General features: G+C 71.9%; 13 protein-coding genes. 7 read left to right on the forward strand and 6 right to left on the reverse strand.

Going from position 1 to position 19302, the window contains the following annotated elements; all coding sequences use genetic code 11:
• Window positions 1–67: 67 nt before the first annotated feature.
• Complete coding sequence (locus tag N1028_RS10500; RefSeq protein ID WP_375163404.1) at window positions 68–1144, reverse strand: YlbL family protein; 1077 nt, start codon at window positions 1142–1144, stop codon at window positions 68–70.
• 337 nt (window positions 1145–1481) lie between these two features.
• Between N1028_RS10500 and N1028_RS10505 the strand changes: the two genes are divergently transcribed.
• Entirely contained in the window at window positions 1482–2900 is a 1419-nt protein-coding gene (locus N1028_RS10505; RefSeq protein WP_259527999.1) for a zinc-dependent metalloprotease, read from the forward strand.
• Window positions 2901–2996: 96 nt separating this feature from the next.
• Complete coding sequence (locus tag N1028_RS10510; RefSeq protein WP_259528001.1) at window positions 2997–3860, forward strand: hypothetical protein; 864 nt, start codon at window positions 2997–2999, stop codon at window positions 3858–3860.
• On the opposite strand, the gene N1028_RS10515 is transcribed toward N1028_RS10510, so the two are convergent.
• A complete protein-coding gene (locus tag N1028_RS10515; RefSeq protein ID WP_259528129.1) occupies window positions 3823–5577 on the reverse strand; it encodes an ATP-dependent helicase in 1755 nt (584 codons plus the stop codon). The two genes, N1028_RS10510 and N1028_RS10515, sit on opposite strands and share 38 nt — an antisense overlap.
• A 59-nt stretch (window positions 5578–5636) precedes the next feature.
• Complete coding sequence (gene nudC, locus N1028_RS10520; RefSeq protein WP_259528018.1) at window positions 5637–6767, reverse strand: NAD(+) diphosphatase; 1131 nt, start codon at window positions 6765–6767, stop codon at window positions 5637–5639.
• 60 nt (window positions 6768–6827) lie between these two features.
• Between nudC and N1028_RS10525 the strand changes: the two genes are divergently transcribed.
• The gene (locus N1028_RS10525) at window positions 6828–7889 is read left to right on the forward strand and encodes a phosphotransferase (RefSeq protein ID WP_259528028.1); all 1062 of its coding nucleotides are present in this window, start codon (window positions 6828–6830) and stop codon (window positions 7887–7889) included.
• Between the two features lie 62 nt (window positions 7890–7951).
• Here N1028_RS10525 and N1028_RS10530 read toward each other — a convergent pair whose 3' ends face one another.
• Together N1028_RS10530 and N1028_RS10535 are read right to left on the reverse strand one after the other, a co-directional pair.
• Complete coding sequence (locus N1028_RS10530; protein WP_259528030.1) at window positions 7952–11482, reverse strand: ATP-dependent DNA helicase; 3531 nt, start codon at window positions 11480–11482, stop codon at window positions 7952–7954.
• Complete coding sequence (locus N1028_RS10535) at window positions 11479–14979, reverse strand: UrvD/REP family ATP-dependent DNA helicase (RefSeq protein WP_259528038.1); 3501 nt, start codon at window positions 14977–14979, stop codon at window positions 11479–11481. The genes N1028_RS10530 and N1028_RS10535 overlap by 4 nt, the downstream gene beginning before the upstream one ends.
• Before the next feature lie 201 nt (window positions 14980–15180).
• On the opposite strand from N1028_RS10535, the gene N1028_RS10540 reads away from it, so the two are divergent.
• The 3 genes from N1028_RS10540 to N1028_RS10550 all read left to right on the forward strand — a co-directional run bounded on the left by N1028_RS10540 (window position 15181) and on the right by N1028_RS10550 (window position 17019).
• Window positions 15181–15405, forward strand: a complete 225-nt coding sequence (locus tag N1028_RS10540) for a DUF3107 domain-containing protein (RefSeq protein ID WP_259528045.1) — start codon at window positions 15181–15183, stop codon at window positions 15403–15405.
• A 10-nt stretch (window positions 15406–15415) separates the two neighbouring features.
• Complete coding sequence (locus N1028_RS10545; protein ID WP_259528047.1) at window positions 15416–15736, forward strand: hypothetical protein; 321 nt, start codon at window positions 15416–15418, stop codon at window positions 15734–15736.
• Window positions 15737–16017: 281 nt separating this feature from the next.
• Window positions 16018–17019: an IS481 family transposase gene (locus N1028_RS10550; RefSeq protein WP_259528050.1), complete on the forward strand. Its 1002-nt coding sequence runs from the start codon at window positions 16018–16020 to the stop codon at window positions 17017–17019.
• Here N1028_RS10550 and N1028_RS10555 read toward each other — a convergent pair.
• Window positions 17016–17732 (reverse strand): ferritin-like fold-containing protein, encoded by a 717-nt coding sequence (locus tag N1028_RS10555; protein ID WP_375163401.1) that lies wholly within the window; start codon window positions 17730–17732, stop codon window positions 17016–17018. The genes N1028_RS10550 and N1028_RS10555 overlap by 4 nt on opposite strands.
• 209 nt (window positions 17733–17941) lie before the next feature.
• Here N1028_RS10555 and N1028_RS10560 point away from each other — a divergent pair.
• Window positions 17942–19302, forward strand: a 1361-nt coding sequence (locus N1028_RS10560) for a DEAD/DEAH box helicase (RefSeq protein WP_259528052.1), incomplete at its 3' end; no start/stop codon positions are given.

The raw sequence follows: 19302 nt of genomic DNA on the forward strand, positions 1-19302 counted from the left end.
AATCCTAGGGAGGCGTCGCTGAGAGAGCGCTGTCGGCGAACAGCGCATCACCTGCGGACGTGCGGGACTACGAGCCCGCCAGGACCGCTTCGCAGGTCGGCAGTGCGCTCGTGTCGCCGCCGTCGGCGATGGTCTCGACAGCGGTCATCGCCTCGTCGAGGGTCGCGACCGCGAACACCCGGATGCCGTCGGGCACGTGGCCCACGACCTCGCCGCAGTTGGTGGCCGGTGCGAGGAACCAGTCGGCGCCGGCGTCGCGGGCGCCGAAGAGCTTCTGCCTGATGCCGCCGATGGGGCCGACCGTGCCGGCGTCGTCGATCGTGCCGGTGCCCGCGATGTTCTCTCCTCCGTTGAGCTCGCCGGGGGTGAGCTTGTCGATGATCCCGAGCGCGAACATCATGCCGGCGCTCGGACCGCCCACGTCGTCGAGCTGGATCACGACGTCGAAGGGGAACTCGTAGCCGTAGCTCACGCCGATGCCGATGACGGGGTCGGTGGAGCCAGGGGCGAGGCGGGGTGTGACCTCGACGCTCCGTGCGTCGTCGGAGGGTTCGCCGGTCTCGGGGTCGTCGGCCGACCGCACGACGAGGGTCGCGGGCGACTCGGTGCCGTTCGCGGCGAGCTCGGCCTTCAGCTCCTCGATGTCGTCGACCGGCACGCCGTTGACCGACTCGATCACGTCGCCGGTCCCGAGCACTCCTGCAGCGGCGCCGTCCTCCGTCACTCCCGCGACCGTCACCTCGCGGGTGTAGTCGATCCCCAGCTGGCCCAGGGCGGCGGCGATGGCCTCGGTCTGGCTGTCGACCATGAGAGCCGCGTTCTGCTCGTTGCGCTGCTCGGTGCTCACGGTCGGCGGGTAGATGAGGTCGATCGGCACGACGGCCTTGCTGGTGTCGAACCAGGCGGAGAAGATCTCGGCCCAGGACGGGCGCTGCTCCCTGGTGCCGCGCACCGAGACCGTGAGCATGTCGAGGGTGCCCGCCGTGGGGTAGGTCTCGGCTCCGTCGATCGAGATGAGGGGCACGTCCTCGCCATCCTGCTCCTGCGTGCCGAGGGTGTCGTAGACCGGGCCCGGCTGCTCGATCGCGTAAGGGGCGGGGAGGAAGCTCATGACGAGGCCGAGCACGAGAGCGACCAGGAGCATGGTCCAGCCGGTGCGGGCACGGCGAGACGAGCGGGGGCGTGCGGGCTCGTCGGCGCGGTACGGGAGGTCGCCGTCCGGGCGCTCGTCGGGAGACTCCACCGGGGGTGGGAACAGGGTCACGGGGTCCTCTCGCTGCGAACGGGCGCCTCCGCGGCGACGGGTCGGCGACCGGCGGTGCCGGTGTTCGCCACGGGCGCACGGCCGAGCGGTCAAGCTTATGCGAAAACCCAGCCTGGGCGGTGGGCCAGCCGTTAGCGTAGAAGCACTGTCTGACAGCGCGCATGGAACGTGCTCGGAGCCGACCCGGTGCCCGCTGTCGCCAATGAGGAGGAACACCGTGAGCGACCAGCCCCGCGACGATTCGGAGGACGAGTTCCGCGACATGCTGCGCGCGTTCCTGTCAGGCAACTCCGAGATCGACCCCTCCAAGCTCGCGAGCGCCGCGGGTCTCCCGTCCGATCCGGCGGCCGTGCAGCAGCTCATGGCGCAGCTCCAGAACGCCATGCAGGCCTCGACCGACGGCGTCAACTGGGACGCAGCGCGCACCCAGGCCGAGCAGATCGCCGGCACCGCGAGCCTCGCCGTGACCGACCAGACCAGGGCGGCGCTCGACCAGGCGCTGCACGTGGCGACGCTGTGGCTCGACGAGGTCACCTCGCTCTCGGACTCAGCGGTCGCCCCGCGCCTGCTGACTCGCGCCGAGTGGGCCACGGCCACCATCCCGGTCTGGACCCAGCTCGCCGAGCCCGTGGCCGTGAGCATCTCGGATGCTCTCACCTCCGTGCTCCGCGACCAGGCGCCCGAGGAGATGGCCGGCATGATCGCCGGCGCCAGCCAGATGATGCGCAACCTCGGCGGCACCCTCTTCGCCATGCAGCTCGGCCAGATCGTCGGCCAGCTCTCCAAGGAGGTCGTCTCCGGCGGCGACGTCGGCATCCCGCTGCTCGAAGAGGGCCAGGCGGCTCTCGTGCCGCAGAACGTCGCCGAGTTCGGCGAGGGCCTCGACATCCCCGCCGAGGAGGTGCAGCTCTACCTCGCCATCCGTGAGCTCGCCCACGCCCGCCTCTTCCGGCACGCGCGGTGGCTGCGACTGCATGTGATCTCTTCGATCACCGAGTTCGCGAAGGGCATCACGATCGACACCGAGCGACTCGAGGAGCTCGCCTCGAGCTTCGACCCCTCGAACCCCGAGGAGCTCCGCGACGCCATGGCCTCCGGCGCCCTCATCCCGCCTAAGACCGAGCAGCAGCTGCACGCCCTCGCGCGGCTCGAGACCACCCTCGCCCTGATCGAGGGCTGGGTCGACGTCGTCACCGCCCAGGCCTCGAGCCGGTTGCCCCGCTGGAACGCGATCGCCGAGACCGTGCGCCGCCGCCGCGCCACCGGTGGGCCCGCCGAGTCGGCCTTCGGGTCGCTCATCGGGCTCGAGCTCCGGCCGCGGCGTCTCCGCGACGCCGCAGCCCTGTGGCAGCAGGTCACGGATGCGGTGGGCCAGGAGAAGAGGGACGCACTGTGGTCGCACCCCGACCTGGTCCCCACGTCCTCGGATCTCGACGAGCCGGGCGCGCTCGTGGCGCGACTGCTTGCTCCGGCGCCGGAGCCGGACGAGATGGACCAGGCGCTCGAAGATCTTCTGCGCTCCGAGGAGTCGAAGGGGTCGGACTCGTCGTCGGACTCCGACTCCTCGTCGCCCTCGGACTCCTCGCCCGGCTCCTCGCCCTCGTCCGACGACGAGGATCAGCCGCCGGCCGTCTGAACCACCTCTCCTCCACCGGCGCTCGTCGGCTGAGGAGCTCGCACGCCGCCTGTGGAGAACTGCTCGGGGCCGTGGCCGGTGGTGCAGGATGCCGGGATGGCGCTCCGATTGAACCCCGATCATCCGCTCGTCTGGCGCACCCCGAGCGCCCTGCAGTTCGGCGTGGAGGAGCCCCTGCTCCGGCTCGAGACCGTCGACGACGCGCAGGAGACGGTGCTCGGGCTCACGGCCGGCGGGGTGTCGCGCCCCGTGCTCGGAGCGCTCACCTCGGCGAGACGGATCGGGGCGGGCCGGGTCGACGAGATCCTCGGCGAGCTGCACCCGGTGCTCGGCGAGCCGCTCCCGCTGGATCCGCTTCGCGGCCGCCGGATGGCGCTCGACGGGCACGGTGCGGCGGCGGCAGCCGTGGCACGACTGCTCGAGCAGCTCGGAGCCTCTGTGCGCCCCCTGCCCGGCCCACTCGAGGAGCCGCCGGTCGTGGATCCGGTGGCGCAGCCCGGCTCATCCCTGGAGCTGGCAGTGGTGCTCTCGCACTTCGCCACCGTGCCGCGGAGGGCCGCTCGATGGCTCCGGGCTGACGTGCCCCATCTGCTCGTGGAGTTCGGGGACAGGTCGATCAGGGTAGGGCCCGTCGTCGTGCCGGGGCGGGGGCCCTGCGCGATGTGCCTCGAGCTCTGGCGGGTCGATCGCGATCCGGCGTGGCCGGCCATCGCCATTCAGGCGGCCCGCCGCACGGCTCCGTCGGCCGATCCGCTCGGCATCGCGAGCGCCGCGGCGATCGTGGCGAGGGTCGTGGTCGAGCACCTCGGGTCAGCGGGCTGGGCCGACCGCGCCCTCCGGGTGCGCCGCCCGGGAATCCCTGCCGCTGAGCTCCCCGGTGCCGCCGATGCGGTGATCGGGTGCGGGATCTCGGTGGAGCGGGTCAGCCCCCATCCGCGGTGCGGATGCCGGTCTCCGTGAGGAAGCGCGAGGGGGCGCGCTCGCCCGAGCGACGCGATCCGATGGCCGCCCAGGAGAGCGCGAGACGCTCGCGCGCCCGGGTGATGCCCACGTACAGCAGGCGGCGCTCCTCGTCGACGCCCTCGAAGCCGCTCGCGTGCCCGATCGGCAGCAGCCCCTCGGAGACGCCCACGATGAAGACCGCGGGCCATTCGAGACCCTTCGCCGAGTGCAGCGTGGCGAGGGTGACCGCGCGGAGGGTGGGCTCGTGCTGAGACGACTGGCGGTGCAGGAGCTCCTCGGTGAACTGGCGGAACGTCGTGCCGGCCGGCATCGCCTCGGCGAGGCCCATGAGGGCATTGAGCGACTCCCAGCGGTCGCGCACCGCGCCGACGCCCTCGGGCGGCTCCTGCGACCAGCCGCGGGTGCGAAGCACGTCACTCACCGACTTGAACAGCGGCTCGTCGGCGATCGAGACCGACGCGGCGCGCAGCTCCATGACGGCGTGCTTGACGTCGGGCTGGTCGAAGAAGCGCGTGCCGCCCTTCACCTGCACGCTCACGCCCACCGCGGCGAGCGCTTGCTCGAGCGGGGCCGACTGGGCGTTCACGCGGTAGAGCACGGCGATGTCCTGCGGAGCGGTGCCTGCCGCGATCAGGCGGGCGATCTCGGCGGCCACGCCCTCCGCCTCGTCGACGTCGTGGCGGTAGGCGGTCACGACGGGTGCGGGGCGTGCGGGCGACGGGGCCGGCACGTCGTCGGCCGGCACATCGTCGGGCGTCGCGGGGTCGTTCTCGGGGGTTGCCGCGTGCAGCGTGAGCGCACCGGGCCGCCCTCGCATGAGGCGGTTCGCCGTGGCTACGATCTCGGGCGTCGAGCGGTAGTTCTGCTCGAGCATCACCACGGTGGCGCTCGGGTACTGCCGCTCGAAGCCGAGCAGGAAGTCGGCGCTCGCCCCGGCGAAGGAATAGATGGTCTGGCTCGCGTCGCCCACCACGCAGAGGTCCTGCCGGTCGCCGAGCCAGAGCCGCAGCAGGTGCTGCTGCAGCGGCGAGACGTCCTGGTACTCGTCGACCACGAAGAAGCGGTACTGCTCGCGCACCTGGATGGCCACGGAGGGCTCGGTCTCGATCATGCCTGCGGTCACGAGCAGCACGTCCTCGAAGTCGAGCTGGCGCCGCTCGTCCTTCAGCTGCTCGTAGCGCTCGTGCAGCGCGAGCATCTGCTCGACCGAGAGCGAGGAGGGCATCGGCCGCGAGCTCCGCGCCTTCAGCTCGTACTCGGCGAGACCGAGGTTGGCGACCTTCCGCCACTCGATCTCGCCCGCCACGTCGCGGAGGGTGGCGGTGTCGAGCCTCAGCCGGAGGGTCTCGGCGGCGTGCGCGATGGCCCTGGCCTTGTTCTCCACGATCTTCGGGGCCTCGCCGCCGATCACCTGCGGCCAGAAGTAGTTCAGCTGCGAGAGCGCCGCCGAGTGGAAGGTGCGCGCTGCCACACCGCCGGCGCCGAGCGGCCGGAGCCTCGAGCGCAGTTCGGCCGCGGCCCGGGAGGTGAAGGTGAGCGCCATCACGCGGTTCGGCGAATAGACCCCGGTGGCCACGCCGTAGGCGATCCGGTGCGTGATGGCACGGGTCTTTCCCGTGCCGGCTCCGGCGAGGATGCACACCGGCCCGAGCAGCGACCGCGCTGCCACCCGCTGCTCGGCGTCGAGAGCGCCGAGGAGCGCGTCACCGCTCAGGGCATCGGCGCTCGGGGCGTCGGGACTCAGGGCATCGGGACTCAAAGCGTCGGCGTCCGTCACGCGGGCTCCGGTTCCGGGAGGGGCCCGCCGTACCAGCGCTCGATGATGGCGCGCGCGATCGACGAGGAGCCCGGCAGCAGCACTCCGCTCTCCGGGTCGGCGATCTCGTCGCGCGTGAACCAGCGGAGGGCGAGGATCTCGTCGCCGTCCGGGCGCAGCACGGGAGGATGATCGGGCGAGACCTTCGCGAGGAACCCCACCATGAGCGACGCCGGGAAGGGCCACGGCTGCGAGCCGAGGTACTCGGGGTCGTCGATCACGACTCCCGACTCCTCGGCGATCTCACGGATGGCGGCGGCCTCGAGCGACTCCCCCGGCTCCACGAACCCGGCCAGCAGCGAGAACCGGTTGTTCTCCCACATCGCGTTGGAGCCGAGCAGCAGCCGGTCGTGCTCGTCCACGATCCCCACGATCACCGCGGCGTCGGTGCGGGGGAAGAGCTCGATGTCCTGCACGGGGCACCGGCGCACCCAGCCGCCGCTCTCCACGAGCGTCGCCGCCCCGCAGCGCGGGCAGTGGGTGTGGGTGGCGTGCCAGTTGAACATCGCGAGCGCCTCGGTGAACGCTCCGGCCTCCGAGTCGCCGAGGTCGGCGGCCACGAGCCTGAGGTTGATCCACACGGGTTCCGGCTCGCCGGCCTCGCGGGCGGCGGTGGCGAGCGCCTCCACCTGCTCGTCGCCGAGCGACACGGCGAACACCGGCGAGCCGCTCGGCAGGGCCCCGGCCACCGGCTGCTCGGTGACCGCCGCGACCGCTTCTGCTTCTGCTTCTGCGCCATCGCCACCGTCACGGCCGCCGGTCGTGCCCTCGGCCGCGCCGAGCGCCAGCCCGAGGTACAGCCGGATGCCGTCGGTCAGGATCGTCTCGACCACCACTCCGGGCAGCGCGGCCGGCGACACGAGGGCCACGCCGGCCCGCACGCGGCTCGTGGGCCGGTGCCCGAATCCGTCCCAGTTCTCCGGATCCGCGCCTGCGGCCGCGAGTGCAGTTCCCTTGTGCAGCACGAGCACGCGGGCCTCCTGGCTCGCCCAGCGGGCGTCGAGCAGGGCGTCGTCGCGGCGGGCCGCATGGTCGCGGTCGATCCGATGCCGGGCGAGGGGAAGCGAGGACTGGAAAGCTCGAGACATGATGGACCAATCGTGCGTGGCGGAAGCCGCAGCCGGGCGGCACCGCCCTACCCTGGGGTTATGGCGCGATCCCCCTTCACTCTAGCCGCGCTCGCGACCTCCGCCGTCGCGGGTGCCGACATCGTCACCACCCGGGAGCTCACCTCGTCGACAGGCGGCCGGTTCGACTCCGCGGTGGTGGGGCTCCGCTCCGGCGAGGAGTACGTGGTGCGCGTGCCGACCGGCTCCGACGCCGAGTCGGAGCAGTCCCGAGACCTCGTGGCGCTGAACGCGCTCACCCCCGGTGTGCGCTCCCGACTGCCCTTCCACATCCCGGCCTACGTCGGTCAGGCCCCCACCGGCGACACCCGCGCTGTGGTCTACGACTACATCCAGGGCCGGCCCGCCTCGCTCGACGACATCGGGGGCGAGGGCAGCGCCTCCGACTCGATCGGCCGCGCCATCGCCGCCGTGCACTCCCTGCCCACCTCGGTGGTGTCGGATGCCGGTCTGCCGGCCAACACGTCCGCGCAGATCGCCGCGACCTCCAAGAAGCTCGCCGACCGGGCCGGAGCCTCGGGCAAGGTGCCTCAGGAGCTGCTCACCCGCTGGGCCCTGGCCCTCGACGACAGCGCGCTCTGGCAGTTCCAGCCCACCGTCGTCAACGGCGCCCTCGCCCCGGAGTCGTTCCTCGTGGTGGGCGACCGGGTCACCGGCGTGCTCGGCTGGCAGAACCTGCGCGTGGGAGATCCGGCGCTCGACCTGTTCTGGCTGAACTCGGCCTCGAGCGCCTCGAGCGCCGAGCGCGTGCACGCCGCCTACGACGCCTCGCTCTCCAAGCCCGCCGACCACCAGCTGCAGAAGCGCGCCCGGCTCTACGCCGAGCTCGAGATCGCCCGCTGGCTCCTGCACGGCGTCGACTCCCGCGACGCCTCGATCGTGGCCGACGCCGAGTCGATGCTCACGGGACTCGCGGCGACCGTGCAGAACGACCTCCTCAATCCGCTCTCCACCGACACCGGCCAGGTGCTCGCGGTCGAGGACGTCGAGGCGCTGCTGGACCGCACTCCCGTGCCCGGCCGCTCGTTCAGCCCGTCGTCGCCCGCCGGTGCCCCGCACGCCAACCGCATCGCCGAGGACTAGGCGGCGAAGCGCCGGTTCTCGGGGCGCCGCTGTTCAGAGCGCCGGATCCGGTGCGCCGTGCCTCAGAGCACAGAGCCGAGCAGCAGCTGTTCGAGCTCGACGGCGCTGAACAGCCGCTCGGGGCGGATGACGGCGTCGTCGGCCACGAAGTAGAACGACGCATCGATCTTCTCCTCGTCGATCCCGCGCCAGCGCGCGTAGGCGAGCCGGTAGAGAGCGAGCTGCAGCTGCTTGAGCTCGAGGTCGGCGGCCCCGGTGGGCGCCTTCCCCGTCTTCCAGTCGACCACCTCGAAGCGGTCGCCCTCCTGGAAGATCGCGTCGATCTTGCACACCACCACACGCCCGGCCAGCACGAGGTGCACCTCGACCTCGACCTCCACGGGCTGCCGCGAGGCGTACGGCGAGCGCTCGAAGATGTCGATGAGTTCCTGCAGCCGCTCGTCCTCGCTCGCCTCGGCGGTTTCCTGCGGCTCGCTCCGCCCTGACGCCTCGTCCGGGCCGCCTTCGGCGCCGGCGAGCCCAGCGGCGGCGAGCCCAGCGGCGGCGAGCTCCTCCTGCGCCGTCGGCGCCAGCCCGCCGTCGTCCGTCGGCTCCAGCTCGTCGTCGTCCCACGGCTCCAGCTCGTCGAGGTACGCATCCAGCTCGTCGAGCCCGAGCAGCGCCGACTCGCCGCCCCGGTACCGGCTCTCCACCCAGCTGTGGAACCGCGTGCCGAGCCTGGTCTGCCGGAACGGTCGCTCGGGCATCGGCCGCTGCAGGCTCTTCGCCACCTTCTGCGGGTCGGAGACGTAGTCCTTGAAGCGCGAGGCCGGGATGCGCACGGGCACGTCGAGCACCGGGTCGGCCCCCCGTGCCGCCCGCTCGGCGAGCAGCACGTCGATCTCGTGGTCGTACGGCGTGCGGGCGCCGGGATCGGCGGCCAGCACCGCCTCCGCGGCCGCTTCGACCCGTGGCCGTCGGCCGCCGAGGGGATCTCTCGGCCAGACCACCCAGCTCTCCGACTCGGCGAGCGGGTTCTCCTCGTGCTCGGGTGACTCCGGCAGCGCCCCTGCGGTCACGACGCCGGCGGCCTCGAGCTCGCGCAGATAGAGCCCCGGCCCGCGTGGCTTCTTCACCCCCGTCGTCCAGAACGAGCCGGTCAGCAGCAGATCCGACTTCGCGCGGGTGACAGCCACGTAGATGAGCCGGCGCTGTTCGGCCGCGTAGTGCTCGCTGTTGGCCGCCCGGAACTCCTCCAGCGCCGCCTTCACCTCACCCTGCGTCTCAGCTCCGCGCCAGGCGAAGAACGGCAGCTCGGCCGAGTCTCCCCGGAAGTCGAACGGCAGTTCGCCGAAGCTCAGCCAGCCGAGGCGCGACATGGGCTCGCCGGGCAGCTCCCCCGCCACCATGCGCGGGATCGCCACGACATCCCACTCGAGCCCCTTGGCCCCGTGGATGGTGAGGATCTGCACGGTGCCGGGTTCCGGCTCCTCCGAGCGCGGCTCGAGCCGGTCGCGCTTCTCGGCCTCCTCGAGCCAGGAGAGGAAATCGCCGAGCCCCGCGGCGGGGTCGAGGGCGAGGAACGAGGTGAGCTGCTCGCCGAACGCGTCGAGCGCCGCCCGCCCGGCCGCGGCGTGCGGGCTCGCGAGCACCTCGATGTCGAGCAGCAGCTCCTGCTGCACGAGGTCGACGTAGTCGATCAGGCCGAGGCCGGCGCGCGTGCGCAGCGCGGCGAACTCGGCGGCGGCACGGCGCAGCCGCTCGAGCCCGGTCTCGCTGAAGCCCACGAGCGCGCCGTGCTCGGGGTTCGCCGTGGCGAGGAAGTCGAGCGCGTCGATCACCGACCTGTCCTCGTCGGCCACCACCGAACCGCGGATGCGATCGGCCACCTCGGCATCGAGCTTCTGGAACCGGTGGTCGCGCTGGGCGATCCACGAGGCGAGGGTGCGGAGGGCCATCAGGTCCTTCGTGCCGATCCGCCAGCGGGCGCCTCCGAGCACGCGCAGGAGGTCGGGCCCGGCGGTCGGGTAGTAGAGCACGCGCAGCATCGAGACGAGGTCGGCCACCGCGGGCTGGCCGAGCAGCCCGCCGATGCCGAGCACGTGGTAGGGGATGCCCCGGGCATCCAGCGCCGCCGTGAACGGCTCGATCTTCTTGACCGAGCGGCACAGCAGCGCGGCCGAGCGCGTGCGACCCTGCGCATCCGGGACCGCCAGCTGGGCGGCGAACCACGCCGCCACCTCCTGCGCCTCCTCGGCGACCGTCTCGCGGAACCCCACGTCGAGCGCGCCCTCGAGCACACCGGGCCGCGGGCCGAGCTGCTCCACCGGCACGCCCGACGTGGCCGAGAGCGGCTGCACGAGCGTGTTGGCTGCATCGAGCACGACGCGAGGGTTGCGCCAGCTCGTCGAGAGGGCGTACGGATGCGTGCCGCCGTGCACGGGGTCGGCTCCGAAATCGCTGCCGAAACGCGCCAGATTGGCCGCGCTGGCTCCGCGCCAGCCGTAGATCGACTGGTGCGGGTCGCCGACCGCCATGACAGCCTGCTCGCGGAACAGGCGGGAGAGCAGGCGGGTCTGCACCACGCTCGTGTCCTGGTACTCGTCGAGCAGCACCACCTTGAAGCGGTCGCGGTACTCCTCCACCACGCGCGGCGTGCTCTCGACGATCGCGAGGGCGAGCGCGATCTGGTCGGAGTACTCCACGTAGCCGCGCCGCACCTTCTCGGCCGCGTAGGTCTCGGCGAGGTCGACGAGCAGCGGCAGCATCGAGACCTGCCCGACGGCCTTCACGATGTCGGCGAGCACGCCCTTCGTGCGCGCGGTGCCCGCGGGAAGGCCCACGAGATCACCGAAGCGCTCCGCGTAGGCGATGACCTCCGTGGGCCGCACCACGTTCTCGGCGAGCGCGCGACTGAGGCCGAGCACGGCGGAGGCGACGACGTCGACCGACTTGTCCATCTCGCGGAGCCGCTCGTCGTCGCTCGCAACCACGACCGTGCGGGCCAGCTGCCAGGCCGAGGCCTCGCTCAGCACGGCCGCCTCGCCCTCGCGGCCGATCACCACGGCGTTCTCCCGGAAGATGCTGTTCGCGAAGGCGTTGTAGGTGGCGATCGTAGGGGCGTCGAACGGATCGAAGACGAGGTCGGTGATGCGGGCGTCGGCGAGCTGCTGCAGGCGCTTGCGGATGCGCTCGGCGAGTTCGCCCGCGGCCTTCCGGGTGAAGGTGAGGCCGAGCACCTCGGGGACCCCGACGAGACCGTTCGCGATCAGCCAGACCACGCGGTTGGCCATCGTCTCGGTCTTGCCGCTGCCGGCGCCGGCCACCACGATCCGCGGGTCGAGCGGCGCCTCGATCACGGCGCGCTGCTGCGCGGTGGGTGGCGGGAGCTCGAGCAGCTCGGCGATGCGGGCGGCCGAGAGGCGCGGGGCCGGTGCGTCGGTGTCGTCCCGAACGTCCGCGTCGTTCCGCGCGTTCGTTCCCGGCCCGCCACCGGGTGCCCCCACCTCACCTCGTGCATCCGGACCATCCACCCCACGAGCCACGGCCGGCTCGGGCGGCCGGAACGTCTCGGGCCGGTCGAGGTCGTCGAGATCGAACAGTGCGTCGCTCATTCGGAGACCGCCTTGATCAACTGGATGCGGTACTCGTACCGGTTCTGGAAGTCGCGCTCCTCGGGCTCGGCCACACCGCGGAAGGTCGCGGCGGCCATCCCCTCGGCGACGGCCTCGATGCGCGCCGCGATCTCGGTCAGCTCGGGCTCACCGAGCGCATCCTGCCGCCGGATCGTGTAGCGCGAGGGCCGCTCCCCCTTGGCCACGTAGAGCAGCTCGGCGCCGCCCACCTCGCCGCCCACGAACGGCTCGGGCGCTGCGGAGACCTCGGCCGCGCCACCGGCTGCGACCTGGCCCTCCACCTGAGGCGCAGCGTCCTCCGCTGCGTCCCCCTCCAGCTCCACATCCTTGGTCCGCAGGGCGCGCCGCTGCACGGCGAGCTGGTAGGTGGCGAGCTGGGCGTGCCGCGGCATGTCTCCACGGGCCGCCGGGTACTTGCCCGTCTTGAGGTCGATCACCACGACGGTGCCGTCGGCGCGCCTCTCGATCCGGTCGATCGAACCATTGACCTCGGCCCGGCCCTGCCGCAGCCGGAACCCCGCTTCGGCTCCCACGAGCTCGCCGCCCGAGACCGAGAACCCGCGAAGGTAGTCCGAGAGCCCCTCGAGTTTGGTGCCGAGGGCCCGGCGCTCGCGCTCCTCGATCCACGGGGCCTCGAAGCGCAGCTCCTTCCACCGCTCCTCCGAGCGCCGCAGCAGCTCCTCGGGGCTCGGATCGGTCTCGGGGTCGGCCGCGAGCTGCTCCATGACCGAGTGCACGATCGTGCCGATGCCGGCCGCGAGCCCCTTGGCGCCCCCGGCCACCTGGTCGACGAACCACATCAACGGCGACTCCTCGAACGCCTCGATGCGGGACGGCGACACCCGCACCACGGCCTCGGGGTCGTCGGGGTCGACCACGGGCTCTTCGGTCGACGCGGGCAGCAGACCGTACCAGCTGCGCGGATGCGCGCCCGCGACCTCCTCCGCGGCCAGCCGGGCGAGTGCCGACGCCGCACGCAGGTCGCCCTCCTCCGCGAGGCGCCTCCGGAGGTGACCCGTCAGCCCCCGCAGGGAGAGCGGATGCCGCACGGGCTTGACGGTCTCGGCGTCCGGTGCGAGGGCGAGGAACGCCGAGGGCTGCTCGTCGTCGTTCGCGACCCCGCTCAGCACGGTGACGCGGCGCGATCTCGAGACCGCGAGGGCGAACATCCGCAGCTCGTCCGAGAGCACCTCGGCGCGGGAGTCCTCGGTGCGGGTGGGGGCCGCAGCGGGCTCGGCGAAGCGGCCGGATGCGGCGGACGAGTCGGATGCGAAGGGCGAGCCGGATGTGACGGGCGAGTCGGATGCGACGGAACGCTCGTCGAGCACCTGGTCGGTCGCGACGCCTGGCGCACGGGTGCGGGTCTCGCCGAAAGTCCCGTCTGCCCGACGCTCCCGAGCCTCGAGGCGGGCCTCGGTGGCGACGGCGCCGAGGCGCTGGGCGTGCAGGAGGGAGCCGCGGAGGCGGAGGTTCGGCCACACCGACTCCTGCAGCCCGGCGACCACGACCACCTCGACGTCGAGCCCCACGGCGCCGCTCGGTGTGGTCACGAGCACGGAGTCGGCACGGGAGCGCGGCGAGAGCGTGTCCTCCGGCACCTCGGCGGTGAGGAACTCGTCGATGAAGAGCTCCGCGGGCCGCTCGGGCTCGCGCTCGACGGCACGGCGGGCGGCGGTGAAGAGCGCGACCGCACCGTCGAGGTTGCGGTTGGCCTCGTCGGCGAGGATGCCGGTGCCCGCGGCGAGCGCGCCCCAACGCGTGGCGAGGCCGGTGCGCTGCCAGAGCTCCCAGAGCAGCTCCTCCACGGTGGCGCCGGCCTCGAAGCTCGAGCGCAGGGCGGCGAGCGTGGTGCCGAGGGCCGCGACGCGCCGGGCGGGGGCGGAGTCGATGGTGGCGAGCACGCCCGGGGTGAGCAAGGCCTCGCAGAGCAGCTCGTCCGAGTGCCGAGATCCGCCTGCGGCGAGCTCGTCGTGCCGCAGCGCGAGCCGCAGCCTGCGCAGCCCCACGGCGTCGACGCCGCAGAGGGGCCCGAGGATGACGGAGCTGGCGGTCTCGGCAGTGAGCTCGAGCCGGCCGATACCGAGCGCGAGCCCCTCGGCGAGGTGCCGGGCGGCGTAGTCGTCGCGGAGCGCCTGCACCGCGGAGAGGGTGCGGGTGGGCACCTCGGCGAGGGCGAGCCCGCGCGCGATCGCGGGCACGAGCGATCCGGATCGCACGATCACCGCCATCTGCGACCACTCGGTGCCCTCGAGCAGGAACCGCTCCCGCAGCAGCCGCGCGATGGTGGCGATCTCGGAGGTGCGGTTGTCGGCCTGGATGCGCAGCACCCGCGCCTCGCCGCGCTCGGCGGCGTTCGAGGCCGCGGCACCGGATTCCGCGCCTCCTCCGGCGCCGGGCTCGACCGTGCGGCGCTGGAGCCCGGCGGCCGCGGTGCCGATGCGCTCGGTCACGCGCTGCGAGAGAGAGCGGAGGTCGCCGTGCTGGCGGTATGTGGTGCCGAGCACGATCGTGGGGGCGGTCGGCACGCCGAGCGTCTGCCCCAGCTGCCCGAGCGCACGCACGTCCGACCCTCGGAAGCCCGCCGTGGCCGTGTCGGGATCGCCGAACACCACGACCGCCGCGCCGCCGCGGGCGAACTCGCGCACCAGGTTCACAGCACCCACCGAGTATTCCGGGAAGTCGTCGGCCACCACGAGCCGGATGCCACCGCGCGTCGCCGCTGTGCCGTCCTGCTCGGGCGTCGGGCCCTTCGCGTGCTCGACCCGCAGGATCCGCCGCGCCTCGGCGAGGAGCTCGGCGGAGTCGAGGTGCGCGACGTCGTACGACTCGAGCGCCCGGTGGTACTCGGCGAGGAACTCCCCCGCCGCCACCCACTCCGCGATCCGCTCGCGCCGCCCGAGCTCGACCAGCCCCTCGGCCGACACACCGTTCTCGGTGGCGCGCATCATGAGCTCGCGGAGCTCCGTGCGGAACTCCCTCAGCCTCCGCACCTGGGGAGGCAGCGACTCCGGCCAGCGCACGCCGTTCCGCCCCGCCTCGGCATCCTCGATGCCGCCGAGCAGCAGCTCCGCCACGATCCGGTCCTGTTCGGCGCCTGTGAGCAGGGCCACCGGGCGGGCGGCGGCGACCGCGCCTCCCGTCGCCTCTCCTACGCGGCCGTCTCTCCCCATGCTTTCCCGCGCACCCCGCCGCACGATCTCGAACGCCGCCGAGTTCGCGGTGCGGGCCAGCGGCCCGTTGCTCGGTACCCCCAGCCGAAGCGCCACCTGATCGCGGAGTCGCGTCGCTCCCTGCCGCGACGAGGCCAGCACCAGGATCTCCTCCGGCGCCATCCCCAGCCGGCCCACCCGATCGGCCACGAGCTCGAGCAGCACCGTCGTCTTCCCGCTCCCCGGCGCGCCCACCACCGCGAACGACGAAGCGGCAGGCGCCTCCAGCACCTGCTGCTGCCTCTCATCAAGTCGAACCTCGCGCACCCCGACAAACTACCCTTCCCCACCGACACCGACGCGCCACCGCAGACCTCGTCCGATGCCCAGCGGCCACTCGTCCTCCACAGCCCTGTTCGCTCTCGGCACCATCCCCACTCCGCGCCACTCCACCGATCCGCCCTCCCGCTTGCCGTAACCTGAACACGTGATCGCAACCCAGATCACAAGACGTGAAAGGCACTTCCTGTGGACATCCGTATCGGCATCGCCAACTCGCCCCGTGAGCTCAACTTCGAGTCGACCCAGTCCCCCGCCGAGATCGAGAAGATCGTGGCCGACGCCCTCGCCTCCAGCGGCACCCACGTGTCGTTGACCGACAACAAGGGCAAGGTCTATGTCGTGCCGACGGCCGCCCTCACCTACGTCGAGATCGGCAGCGAAGAGTCGCGCCGAGTCGGCTTCGTCGGCTAGCCTCCGAGCCATGGAACTGCTGTTCATCACCCTCGGCGGCGTCATCCTCGGTCTCGGGGCGCGCTACCTCCTGCCCGATCGCGATCGTCACGGCGTCGTGCTCATCCCCGCTCTCGGCGGTGCGGTCGCGGCGGTCGTCTGGGTCGCGCTCACCTGGGCCGGCATGCCGTGGGACGGTGGGTGGATCTGGGTCATCAGCCTCGTGGTCACCGCGGTGGCCGTCGTGGTCGCCGACCTCCTCATCGGCCGCCGTCGCAAGGCGCACGACGAGGCCCGCCTCCAGGCCCTCCTCTCGGGCAAGGCCCCCCTGGCCCCCACCGCCGCGCGCTGACCCGCGGCGCGCATCCTGCCCCTCGTGGGCACCGCACCGCGCCTCCCATCCAGCCCCAGCGCACGACCACCAGCCGAGCCGTCACTTCTCACGCCTAGGAGCACACCGTCGCGTGGATGTGACGGCTCGACTGCGTCGAGGGTCGCGTGGGCGAGGCGCCTGGGTGGCAGGGGCGCGAGCGCTAGGTGTAGTTCCCTGGGACGTTGTGAACGCGTGAGTTAGCGAAGACCTCCGGGCAGGATGTGGGTTACCACACACACATTCTGAACACGGAGGTCTTCGTGACTCACGCTAATGCACCCCTGACGCCTGTTGGGAGGGCTCGTCTCGCAGCACTGATCAACGAACAGGGCTGGTCGATTCGGCGGGCGGCTGAACGATTCCAGGTCTCACCGGCAACGGCGTCGAGATGGGCGACTCGGGCGCACGCTGGTGCGCCGATGACGGATCGCTCGTCACGGCCGCGTTCCAGCCCGAAGCGAACGCCGATGAAGATGGAACGACGAATCGTCGGGTTGCGCTTCACTCGCCGGTGGGGCCCTCATCGGATCGGCTACCACTTGCAGGTGAACCGGTCCACCGTCGAGCGGGTGTTGCACCGGTATCAGATGCCGATTCTGAGTCACCTCGATCGGGCCACCGGGCTGCCAGTCAGGCGACCGGAACCGGTCCGTTACGAGCGCGAACACCCGGGCGAGCTGATCCATGTCGATATCAAGAAACAGGGCCGTATCCCGGACGGAGGCGGATGGCGGGTCCATGGTCGCGGTTCCACGCAAGACCGAGTCAGCGGCGCCGCCCGCCGCCGCCAGACCAGATCGGGCGGACGCGGTTCCCGCGGCTACCGGTTCCTGCATCACGCCGTCGATGACCACTCACGCCTGGCCTACTCCGAGATCCTCGACGACGAACGCAAAGAGACCGCCGCAGCGTTCTGGACACGAGCGAAAGCGTTCTTCGCCGACGCCGGGATCACCGTCTCGGAGGTCATGACCGACAACGGCGCCTTCTACCGCTCCCACGCATTCGCGGCAGCCCTCGGCCCTGATATCAAGCACCGACGCACCCGTCCTTACCGGCCGCAGACCAATGGAAAAGTCGAACGCTTCAACCGAACCCTCGCCCAGGAATGGGCCTACGCCGCCACCTACGACAGCGACGAAGCCAGGGCCGCTACCTACGACACCTGGCTCCATCACTACAATCACCACAGACCCCACACCGGCATCGGCGGCAAAACACCATCAGAACGCGTTCACAACGTCCCAGGGAACTACAGCTAGGCGGTGAGGCCGAGGCCGTCCATGCGGCGGGTGTGCGAGGCGATCATCTCGGTGAACACCGGCTCGATCCGCTCCTCGTCCGAGACGGCGTTGCCGGTGAGGTGGATGGCGGAGCGGCAGACGAGCAGCGTGTCGCCCACGACCCGGCGCCCCCACATCGCGAGCCTCGGCCCGAGCACCTCGTCGTGCGCGATGGCCGCCGAGAGGATGTCGGTGATGGCGCGCCGCCCGGTGTCGGCATCCAGGATCGCCACGCACCGCGGCCCGATGTCACCGGGCAGTCCGGCCGCGAGCAGGGTGAAGAAGTCGTCGAGGATCCCGGCGGTCAGATACACGCTCGCGAGCTGCTCGTACCAGTCGGCGCCCTTGACGACCAGTCGATAGCGGTCGATGCCCGCGGTGAACGGCTCGATCACCTCGGAGGGCTGATCGACCCGGCGGCGGATCTCGGCGACGAGCCGCTCGTGCTTGTCGAGCGCCTGGCTCGCGCCGGATGCGAGGGCCTGCTTGTCGGCCACCGTGGGGGCCGCGGCGATGGCATCCGACACCTCTTCGAAGATGGCGAGCTGCACGTAGGCCGCCTGGCCGAGGTAGGGCAGCACCTCCGGCGTGAGCTCCGCGAGGTTCACCTTGGGGTAGCTCGTGACGTCTTCCCGGGGCTTCAGCCGCGGGATGTCGATGCGCACCTTCGGGCGGCGGAGGAATCCGAACACGACGTTCATCCTAACGGTGCGCACCTCTGCCCAGAGGCCGCCGCACGGCGCGCTGCCGCCCCCCGACCCCTCCATCGACTAAACTCGACCCGGGCCCTGACGAAACTCGGGGCAATCGCCGCCGTCCGACGCCATCGTCGGTCATCCGCTCCGCTGCATCGCAGCACCGTTCTCCCACGGCGGCCTCGCGCTTACGACAGGTATCCACAGTGACTTTCAGTGAACTCAACATCGACCAGGACATGGTCGACGCCCTCGCCGCCAAGGGCATCCTCGAGCCGTTCCCCATCCAGGAGCAGACGATCCCGCTCGCCCTCGACGGCCAGGACATCATCGGCCAGGCGAAGACGGGAACCGGCAAGACCTTCGGCTTCGGCCTCCCCCTCATCCAGCGCCTCGGTCTCGACCCCGAGCCCGGCGTCAAGGCCCTCGTCGTCGTCCCCACCCGCGAACTCTGCGTGCAGGTCACGGAGGACCTCGAGATCGCCGCGGGCAACCGCCCCACCAAGATCGTGTCGATCTACGGCGGCAAGGCCTACGAGGGACAGATCGAGCAGATCAAGGCCGGCGCGCAGATCGTGGTCGGCACCCCCGGCCGTCTCCTCGACCTGGCCGGCCAGCGCCTGCTGAACCTCGGCGCCGTGCAGGAGATGGTGCTCGACGAGGCCGACAAGATGCTCGACCTCGGCTTCCTCGCCGACATCGAGAAGCTCTTCGCCCAGACCCCCGCCGGCCGCCACACCATGCTCTTCTCGGCCACCATGCCCGGTCCGATCGTGGCCCTCGCGCGCCGCTTCATGAACCGGCCCATCCACATCCGCGCCACCGACCCCGACGAGGGGCTGACGCAGGCCAACATCAAGCACCTCATCTACCGCGCCCACAACATGGACAAGGACGAGGTGATCGCACGCATCCTGCAGGCCGAGGGCCGTGGCAAGACCGTCGTCTTCACCCGCACCAAGCGCGCCGCCGCGAAGCTCGTCGAGGAGCTCAACGACCGCGGCTTCAACGCCGCTGCCGTGCACGGCGACCTCAACCAGGAGCAGCGCGAGCGCGCCATGGCCGCCTTCAAGGCCGGCAAGAAGGACATCCTCATCGCCACCGACGTCGCGGCGCGCGGCATCGACGTCGACGACGTCACCCACGTGATCAACCACACGATCCCGGATGACGACAAGACCTATCTGCACCGCGCCGGCCGCACGGGCCGCGCCGGCAAGACGGGCATCGCGGTGACGTTCGTCGACTGGGACGACCTGCACAAGTGGGCGCTCATCAACCGCGCCCTCGAGTTCGGCCAGCCCGAGCCGGTCGAGACCTACTCCTCCTCGCCCCACCTCTTCACCGATCTCGACATCCCCGAGGGCACCCGCGGCCGTCTCAAGGCGAGCACCCGCTCGGCCGAGGCCGGCACCGGCGGTGGCTCGGGCTCGGGTGACCGCGGCGGCCGAGCCGGCTCCCGCGGTGGCGAACGCGGCGGCCGTGACGGAGCCGCCCGCGGCGAGGGCCGTGGCGACGGCGCCCGCAGCGGCGACAGCGGTCGCGGCGAAGGCGGCGGCGCTCGTGG

The organism is Herbiconiux oxytropis (assembly GCF_024979315.1).
GTDB lineage: Bacteria > Actinomycetota > Actinomycetes > Actinomycetales > Microbacteriaceae > Herbiconiux > Herbiconiux oxytropis.